The organism is Drouetiella sp., from assembly GCF_059504425.1.
In genome coordinates, this window is the sequence record NZ_JCACIN010000011.1 from 1 (window position 1) to 8,073 (window position 8,073).

The window sequence follows — 8,073 nt, forward strand, 5'->3', positions numbered from 1 at the left end:
CGTTAGGATGCTGCTTAATGCCGGGTTTAATGGGAGTGCATACGGGTCGCAACCGATTGCATGATCGTGGAACCGTTCGTGGAAGGCCGTTTTATTGCCGTCGAAGATCTCGTAGATACGCAGTTGGTGGATGACGCTGCCTGTCGCTTTGACACCTTTGCGGGGGGTTTGTGAAAGTCCGATAGTGGTGCTCATGACAACAATAAAAACGATGACTAGAACAACACGCAGAAATGTCTTGGTATGAATCATGGATATCCCTCTACTTGGCATAGTTGACGTGTTCTGGATAATCCGTACTGACAGTCACCTGTTGCCAAGCATCCAAATCTGTTTTGACCCGTTCCAGTTTTTCCTGAATCAGGTTCATGGCATCCGTGCCTAATGCCAGTCGTATCGGGGGATGAGGACTTTCTACAGCTTGGATGATGGCTTGCGCTGCTTTAGCAGGATCGCCAGGTTGCTGACCATCCATCTCTTTAAACCACTGTAATGAAGCACCACTCACGGTCGCATAGGCATCAATGGATTGCTCGACTGTTGCCAGAGAGCGTCCGTTAAAATCGGTGCGAAATGCCCCAGGTTCAATCAAAGTCACTTTCACTCCAAAGGATTCAACCTCCTTAGCTAGAGCTTCAGACGTACCTTCCAGGGCAAATTTAGCCCCACAGTAAAGGCTGCTTCCGCCAAATCCTACTAATCCTGCTGTGGATGACAGATTTACAATGTGACCGCTGCCTTGCTGACGCATCACAGGCAAAACCGCTTGCATCAGACGGAGTGCCCCAAAGAAATTAGTTTCAAAAAATTGGTGTGTCTCCTCATCACTGACTTCTTCGAGTGCAGCAATCAGTCCATGCCCCGCATTGTTGACCAGCACATCAACTCGACCAAAGGTGGCAACCGCGGTATCAATCGCTACTTGGATGTCTTGAGGCGATGTTACATCCAGACGGACAGCCTTTGCGGTTTCTGGATAGTGTTCAATCAGATCGTGAAGTTGCTCTAATTTGCGAGCAGTAGCAATTAGGTAGTCGCCCTGCTTCAATACAGCTTCTGCTAGGGCACGCCCGAATCCGCTTGAGCATCCCGTAATCAACCAAACTTTGGGAGCGATACGATTTTTGTTTGAGTTCATTGGTTTTCTCCAGTATCAATAGCGATGAGACGCGCCTCATATCTCTTACAGTAGGAGACAGCTATGTGACTGTCCAATATATATATGATTAAGATTAATAGGTTAGAGATATAAATACGATGGAATTACGACACCTGCACTACTTCATCGCCGTGGCTGAGGAACTGCACTTTAGTCGCGCAGCAGAGCGGTTGCACATTTCCCAACCCCCACTCAGTCAGCAGATTCAGAGCTTGGAAGAGGAACTCGGAATCAAGCTGTTTGAACGAACGAAGCGGCAAGTGCATCTGACGGAAGCAGGCAAAGTGTTTTTAGAGCGTTCCTACTTGGTGTTAGCACAACTCGAACAGGTGATCGAAGTAACCCAACAGATTGGGCGAGGTGAGGTAGGACGGTTAGCAATCGGCTTTGTTGACTCTGCGATGTATACGTTACTACCAGAGATTTTGAGGGTCTTTCGAGAACAGTTTCCGTTGGTAGAACTGCGATTGTATGAAATGACGACTGCTCAACAAATTCAAGCCCTGTATGACAAACAGATTGATGTCGGTATTGTTCGTTCTGCTATCAGCGAGTCAGGTTTGAATGTAGAGTGCCTTTCGCATGAATTACTGGTCTTAGCGTTGCCAGAAAATCATCCGTTCTCTACCCAAGCTCAAGTGTCTCTTTCCTCATTGGCAGATGAATTTTTTATCCTATTTCCTGCTAAATTAGGACCCGTCTTTTACGAGCAGATTATTCACAGTTGTCAACAAGCCGGATTCCGTCCGAAAGTGGCTCAAGAGGCGGTTCAGATGCAGACGATCATTGGCTTAGTGGCAGCAGGATTGGGCATTGCGATCGTTCCCGCTTCCTTGCAAAACTTCCACAGAAGCGGAGTCATTTACAGACCCCTACAGGAGCAGATCCCTAACACTGGACTTTATCTAGCTTGGCGGCAGCATGATTCCTCTTCAGTTGTAAGCCCATTTCTCAACTTGGCACAGAAGACGATACAAGGGGAGTCAACTCACCAACCGACTCAGCAATTGGCATAATTAAACTCAGCGGGGCTGGTGATAGCCTCGCTGAGTTTAATTATGCTTTACGGCTGTTGTCCGCTAGTGTCTCTCTATGATCATCTAGCCAATTCTTTAAGCGGAACAAAGACTGGTGCAGCGTATTGATCTCTTCAAAACTCCATTCTGCAAAGATGAGTTGGGCATCGGGTAGGATGCAGGCGATCGCCTGCTGGTGTGCTTCTAGACCTGCTGCTGTGATAAAGTGATATTTAACCCGCTTATCCTCCTGACTTACCTGGACATCTAAATAGCACTTCTTAATCAGATGCTGCACCGTTTTTGTGATAGCAGGTTGGTTTGCCTGAAACGCTGAGGCAAGTTGTGTGATAGTACGACCCTGCCCTGGATCGCGACTGAAATGGTTCAGCATAGTGAATTGCGGCAATGGCAAACTGCTCTCAGTCATTAATTGATTGAACCGCGTGGTGGTTAACTGGTTTGCCACCCCAATCCAAATCAGCACTTGTTTTAGTTTTTCAGGATCATGACAACTCATGCTTTTCAGGTTAGCAGCAAATCTTGTAAATCTCGACGAGGTGAAGGATCGGGTTGCTCCACATACCCCAATCTCATCAGCATTTGCATCGTGTGTTCTTTAGGAATACCGAGCATCGCCAAAACCCCTTGTTGCAATGCTTGCATCTCCGCATACTCCTGGAGAACCTGACTCATTGGATGCATAGCAACCCCTAGTGCTGTCGCTTTGAGATTGAGCCGCGCATAGGCACGACCGACAGCTAGCTGAGTTGAGCGAGTATTATTGCTCGTGGTCATCCAGGCAAAAGCAGGCGTTGCTTCTGCCATATCCCGATACATCGTCACTCCCGATTGAAACGCCTGAGACGTGGGATCAGCCAGCTTTTCCCGGTTCACCATACCTAATAAACGCCCCCATCCAATCGGCGCTCCGGTTAAGTCAATTCCATTGCGATGTTGATTAACTTCCTGCGCTCCAATTCGCATCACGTTCACACTCTCCTGGTATGTACGTGGCGTTCGTAACTCAATTTCCATGCCCGATTGTACCACTCCTTGCAATCCCAGGACTCGTGGTTGATCTGTAGCTACAGTGAGTTTGCAATCCGGATTAGTGTAGGCAGTGGCTAAACCTTGTCCATGTTCAACTCGTAGTGGCCTCGTCGTATCAAAGGGAACTTTGGCACTGCGTCGTTGCAGAATCTGCTGAAAGAGTGGATCTGACTCTCGACCTGCGTCTGAGATGAGCCGAATTGAGGCGACAGGTCTGCCGTCAATGCGATCGCCAAACTCACCTTTTGGAAAGTAGGTAATCTCAGTCCGATGACCTGCCGCACTGGCGGCTAAATCCAACAATTCTAGAAACGCCCCGTGCCCAATCAAAATCTGGCGAGAGAACGGATCGGTTTCGGGCAGCAACCGATTGCGATCGCAATACAGGTCAATTTGCTCAGGCTGGCGCAGGTCAACAATCCACGGCTGCATGTTGTGGGGATTAGGAGCCAGCATTGCATAGGACAACACGCGCTTGCGAATATCTAAGTCAATTGACTCGGCTTTAGACCAGGCGGCGATCGCAGTCGATGGCATCTTGTCTAGGTCAATTGCTGCCTTGCCTGCTGCCACAATTACGGCTGTAGTCCCTGCCATCAAAATAAAGTTGCGGCGAGAAATCATTATAAAGTCCAGAAACATTCCTAGGAATATATTAACATTCCCAGGAATATAGTCAAGTTTCACATCAACTATATTTTGCACAAGTTAGGAGTGAAGGTCATACCCAAGCCGACAAGCCAAGATGTACTTCAGCTGTTTAGAAATTACTATACCTAGCCAAAAGTTAAGCAAGTTATCTGGCAAAAAGCATAATCTTGAGACTGGCTTTGGTTGGCTTAAAATCTGGATTTAAGGCGGTTTACAACTTTAACTCAAACCTCATAGGATAAGAGCAACGCAAGTACATATGTGATTGCTATTGCTGGTCGCGCCATTCTTTCTGCTCACTTACACAAGCGACATGAGGGAAGAACCGATTGTTTTAGTCTTCCGATTTAAACCACGATCGGGTATAGAGACAACACTCCATAACGAACTCTACGAAATTGCTCAACAGAGTTGTCAAGAAGCCGGATGTCAGCTTTACATCATGCACCAATCCTTTGATAATCAAGCGACTATTCTGCTCTATATCATTTGGGAAAATCAGGCTGCCCTAGATTTTCATCAAAAGACAAACTATTTCAAGCAGTTCATCGCGAAGTCGAATACCTTACTGTCTGAATCGATCAACGTGTCATTGTGGAGTGAGGTGAGCCGATGAGCAAAGTTTGTGCAGTGGTGGGGGCAGGAGCAGGGTTAGGATTAGCGATTGCCCAGCAATTTGGTCGAGAAGGCTATCAACTTGCACTCTTAGCCCGTCGTCCGGCAGCATTGGCTGAGTATACAAAAACCTTGAACGATGTAGGAATTCAGGCAACTGGATTTAGCGTTGATGCGGCTAATCCCGACTCGATCGCGGCTGCCTTTGTAGAGATTCGTCAGACGCTTGGTCATCCTGATGTCCTGGTTTACAATGCTGCCATGCTCAAGCAAGATTCTGTGATGAGCCTGACCGCCGAGACTTTAGTGCAAGACTTCAAAGTTAACGCGGTAGGAGCCATCACTGCGATTCAACAGGTGTTGCCTAAAATGCAGCAACAGCGAGGCGGCACCATTCTATTAACGGGTGGTGGACTAGCGCTCTATCCGAGTCCACAACTAATCTCATTAGGGCTGGGCAAAGCGGCAATCCGTCACCTTGCTTTGGGCTTGGCAGACGAACTGAAAGCAGACGGCATTCACATTGCGACTGTGACCATTTGCGGAGCGATCGCACCAAAAACAAAGTTTGATCCCGATGCGATTGCGGCTGTCTACTGGCAACTACACACCCAAGATCCTGAAACTTGGCAGGTTGAATATGTCTATCAATGAGGTCGATTGAATGCAATTTCTAGTCATCGGGCGCATCACTGCTGGAACTGAGATTGAACAAGTCTTACCCTTCGTGAAGCCAGAAGCCGCCAAGGCGTGGGAGATTTACGCCAGCAATCATCTTCGTTCCATCCATTACATTGCTGACAAAAGTGGAGCCGTGCTGCTCTTTGAGGCAAACAATTTAGAAGAGGTCAACGCAATGATTGCTCAGTTGCCAATGGCACAAGCAGGAGTCCTGCAATTTGAAGTCATTCCATTACTGCCGTATACAGGCACCGAAGCACTTTTCGTCAAGTAGTCATCAGTTAAAACAACCCTATGAGCCATCATTTTGATTCGCCAGAATCTCGACAAGATAGCCGCATCAACATCTGTGACATCTATTTGTTTAATGGTGACACTCCCAAAACGATTGTCGCTATTATGACGCTTAGTCCTCTTGCGGGACTGCCTTCGCCCTTTACTGGACAACCGCAGTGGGATACCTTTAGACCCGAAACAGCCTACGAATTTCGATTTGATACCAATGGGGATGCAAAATCTGATGCTATTTTCAGATTCATTTTTCAGGGAGATGTCAGTCCTCAAACCTGGACACTCACCTACCTGAGCAGCGAAGCAGCACGCAATCCCCATGCTACAGGTGAGGAATCAGGACGAGGAACCGTGAATGAAATTGCAACTGTTGCCAATCTAGGACGTATCTGGGTCGGACTGGCGGGCGATCCCTTCTTTTTAGATGCGGTTGCTGCCCGTGTTTGTCTCGATCAGGCCATTCAAAATAACGAATGGAATGCGGAGAATTTTAGCACTGGAGCTAGCACAACAGGGGCAACTAATGTGCTGGCGATCGTTGCCGAACTACCTCTTAATCTCATCTCGACCGAGCCTTTTGGTTTCTATGCAACAGTTTCAGCCAACGACCACGGGCATTGGACGCAGGTGAATCGCTGTGGCAAGCCCAATTTTGCTGCAACGTTTAATGACAATCCAGCAGGGTCATTACTCTACAACTCTACCGATCCGGATACTGACTATGACAACTTTGCTCAGCCAGTAATGGATCTGGTGACTCAAATTTGTCGCGTTGCAGGAAGTACCGATGAACCTGCAAGTTATGGACAGATGGTAGCAAACTGGATCTTTCCAGATGTGCTTCCCTTTAATCCGAGCCTTCCGGCCAGTTTTGGATTCGCGGGCATCAATGGACGAAGACTACAAGATGATTTTGGTACAGTTGTTTACACCTTGTTCTTTAACACCTTACTTCAGAATAAAGTGCCGCCACCCAGTGATCTGAGAGCCGAATTTCCCTATGTCGCTCCAGCTAGACCACTACCGACACAACCAGCCGTTAGCGTTCCTAGCCGGCAAGAAGGATAGATGAACTGATGCAGGCGATCGCTGCAAGTCCACTGCAAGTCCACTGCAACAGAGCAAATTTAACGCATTGTTAGGAACAAAATTTAGGTGATTGCATTGATCCCTTACACGATACCTGTCTAGGTGTTATTTTGCCGTCGTAGAAATCCTGTATTCTCGTTCCAAATTTGGGCATGATCTGAGATAAACATTTCTCTCTAGTAGTATGAAAAAATGTCTTTCTGGAAAATGCGACCCGAAACATGAGATAGAAAAACCAGCTATGCCTTGATAGGCTTGCTATTCATAGTTTTCAAATTTCTTCGGTCACGAATTAACACCTAGACAGGTATCATCCCTTACACCAAAGTTGACACCCTGTTGGCGATGGAAGTAAAACCAAAGAGGCTCATAAAAATTGGGATTATTTGGTTCTGGACACATTAGTGGTGCATTGGATAAAACTTGGGTGCAAGCTGAAAGATATGAAGCTCACGATTTTTTTGCTGACGCTGGAGGGGAAGCTTCTTTGCTTTCCTACCAGTCCGGCTTCTAACTCAGAGATTATTTACTAATTGCTTTTACAACAAACTAGAGAGTATCAACGATGACTGAGACTGAGAGCCAGAATTTAGCGATCGCTCGCACTTTCATTGAGCAATTCTTAGGCAAAGGCGACATCAGCATTGCCGCACAAGTGCTAGATGAACAGGTGCAAGCCACCACTGGACTGAAGCCCGATGGTCCCATTAATGGACGCGAAGAATATCAGCAGATATTTAGTGCTTTCTATGATGCTTTCCCACCAATTACGGGTTTGGAGATGATGATTGAAGATTTGTTTGCGGCTGGCGATCGCGTAGTCGTGCGCTTTCGCTCTATTCAAAGGCACGCGAAAGATTTTTTCGGCGTTGCGGCAACCAATCGAGACATTACCTTCATTGAAACTCATGTAATGCGATTGCGGGATGGCAAGATTGTTGAAAATGTCGTTAGCGCCACTAACTTGGAGTTCGAAATGTTGATGGCTCCTGTGCTTGCACCCTTGATTCTAAAGTAAAGCCTAAATCATCGTCCCTAGAATTTTTGAATCAATGGAGTCAATCAATGAAAATTAGTGTGATTGGTTCAGGTGGCATCGGTGGAACAGTGGGAACGCTGTGGGCAAAAGCGGGACACGAGATTCTATTCAGTTCTCGCAATCCTGAAAAACTCTCTTCGTTGGTAGCAGCAGCAGGAGCCAGCGCCAGAACAGGCACGATCGCGGAGGCTACCAGCTTCGCCGATGTAATTTTCTTGGCTGTTTATTACTGGACAACCGACGATGCTCTGGCAGCGGCTGGCTCACTTAATGGCAAAATTATTATTGATTCTACTAATCCCTACAGCCGAACCGATGCAGGTCAAATTCAACGAGTTCCAAACGTGAGTTCAGCCCTAGAACTCGCTCAGAAAGTACCACAAGCAAAGGTGGTGAAAGCTTATAACACTCTACCGACTGCGACGCTTGCCAATGACCATCATCGCGCTGATCCCTATGTGCTGTTTTATTGCGGAGAT

Annotated in this window: 10 protein-coding genes and 1 pseudogene; 7 read left to right on the forward strand and 4 right to left on the reverse strand. The window is 47.1% G+C overall.

Annotation, left to right across the window (positions count from 1 at the left end; translation table 11 throughout):
• Positions 1-195, reverse strand: a pseudogene (locus AC5JMP_RS02510) (hypothetical protein); the annotation flags it as partial.
• A gap of 67 nt (positions 196-262) precedes the next feature.
• A complete protein-coding gene (locus AC5JMP_RS02515; RefSeq protein WP_495849851.1) occupies positions 263-1,138 on the reverse strand; it encodes an oxidoreductase in 876 nt (291 codons plus the stop codon).
• 119 nt (positions 1,139-1,257) lie between these two features.
• Between AC5JMP_RS02515 and AC5JMP_RS02520 the strand changes: the two genes are divergently transcribed.
• Entirely contained in the window at positions 1,258-2,175 is a 918-nt protein-coding gene (locus AC5JMP_RS02520) for a LysR substrate-binding domain-containing protein (RefSeq protein ID WP_495849852.1), read from the forward strand.
• Between the two features lie 40 nt (positions 2,176-2,215).
• On the opposite strand, the gene AC5JMP_RS02525 is transcribed toward AC5JMP_RS02520, so the two are convergent.
• Together AC5JMP_RS02525 and AC5JMP_RS02530 are read right to left on the reverse strand one after the other, a co-directional pair.
• Positions 2,216-2,695 (reverse strand): MarR family winged helix-turn-helix transcriptional regulator, encoded by a 480-nt coding sequence (locus tag AC5JMP_RS02525; RefSeq protein WP_495849853.1) that lies wholly within the window; start codon positions 2,693-2,695, stop codon positions 2,216-2,218.
• A 5-nt stretch (positions 2,696-2,700) separates the two neighbouring features.
• A complete protein-coding gene (locus AC5JMP_RS02530; RefSeq protein ID WP_495849854.1) occupies positions 2,701-3,852 on the reverse strand; it encodes an Acg family FMN-binding oxidoreductase in 1,152 nt (383 codons plus the stop codon).
• Positions 3,853-4,192: 340 nt separating this feature from the next.
• On the opposite strand from AC5JMP_RS02530, the gene AC5JMP_RS02535 reads away from it, so the two are divergent.
• From AC5JMP_RS02535 to AC5JMP_RS02560, 6 genes are all read left to right on the forward strand, one after another.
• Positions 4,193-4,495, forward strand: a complete 303-nt coding sequence (locus AC5JMP_RS02535; RefSeq protein ID WP_495849855.1) for a putative quinol monooxygenase — start codon at positions 4,193-4,195, stop codon at positions 4,493-4,495.
• Positions 4,492-5,148 (forward strand): SDR family NAD(P)-dependent oxidoreductase, encoded by a 657-nt coding sequence (locus AC5JMP_RS02540; protein ID WP_495849856.1) that lies wholly within the window; start codon positions 4,492-4,494, stop codon positions 5,146-5,148. Before AC5JMP_RS02535 ends, AC5JMP_RS02540 begins: the two co-directional genes overlap by 4 nt.
• A 10-nt stretch (positions 5,149-5,158) precedes the next feature.
• On the forward strand, positions 5,159-5,449 hold the full coding sequence (locus tag AC5JMP_RS02545; RefSeq protein WP_495849857.1) for a muconolactone Delta-isomerase family protein: 291 nt from the start codon (positions 5,159-5,161) through the stop codon (positions 5,447-5,449).
• Between the two features lie 20 nt (positions 5,450-5,469).
• Positions 5,470-6,534: a DUF4331 family protein gene (locus AC5JMP_RS02550; RefSeq protein WP_495849858.1), complete on the forward strand. Its 1,065-nt coding sequence runs from the start codon at positions 5,470-5,472 to the stop codon at positions 6,532-6,534.
• 586 nt (positions 6,535-7,120) lie between these two features.
• Complete coding sequence (locus AC5JMP_RS02555; protein ID WP_495849859.1) at positions 7,121-7,573, forward strand: ester cyclase; 453 nt, start codon at positions 7,121-7,123, stop codon at positions 7,571-7,573.
• A gap of 47 nt (positions 7,574-7,620) precedes the next feature.
• A partial coding sequence (locus AC5JMP_RS02560) for an NADPH-dependent F420 reductase (RefSeq protein WP_495849860.1) occupies positions 7,621-8,073 on the forward strand: 453 nt, incomplete at its 3' end.

Excerpts from the sequence above, each read along its gene's own strand:
- AC5JMP_RS02515 (WP_495849851.1), bottom strand. The coding sequence starts at position 1,138 with ATGAACTCAAACAAAAATCGTATCGCTCCCAAAGTTTGGTTGATTACG.
- AC5JMP_RS02520 (WP_495849852.1), top strand. The coding sequence starts at position 1,258 with ATGGAATTACGACACCTGCACTACTTCATCGCCGTGGCTGAGGAACTG.
- AC5JMP_RS02525 (WP_495849853.1), bottom strand. The coding sequence starts at position 2,695 with ATGAGTTGTCATGATCCTGAAAAACTAAAACAAGTGCTGATTTGGATT.
- AC5JMP_RS02530 (WP_495849854.1), bottom strand. The coding sequence starts at position 3,852 with ATGATTTCTCGCCGCAACTTTATTTTGATGGCAGGGACTACAGCCGTA.
- AC5JMP_RS02535 (WP_495849855.1), top strand. The coding sequence starts at position 4,193 with ATGAGGGAAGAACCGATTGTTTTAGTCTTCCGATTTAAACCACGATCG.
- AC5JMP_RS02540 (WP_495849856.1), top strand. The coding sequence starts at position 4,492 with ATGAGCAAAGTTTGTGCAGTGGTGGGGGCAGGAGCAGGGTTAGGATTA.
- AC5JMP_RS02545 (WP_495849857.1), top strand. The coding sequence starts at position 5,159 with ATGCAATTTCTAGTCATCGGGCGCATCACTGCTGGAACTGAGATTGAA.
- AC5JMP_RS02550 (WP_495849858.1), top strand. The coding sequence starts at position 5,470 with ATGAGCCATCATTTTGATTCGCCAGAATCTCGACAAGATAGCCGCATC.
- AC5JMP_RS02555 (WP_495849859.1), top strand. The coding sequence starts at position 7,121 with ATGACTGAGACTGAGAGCCAGAATTTAGCGATCGCTCGCACTTTCATT.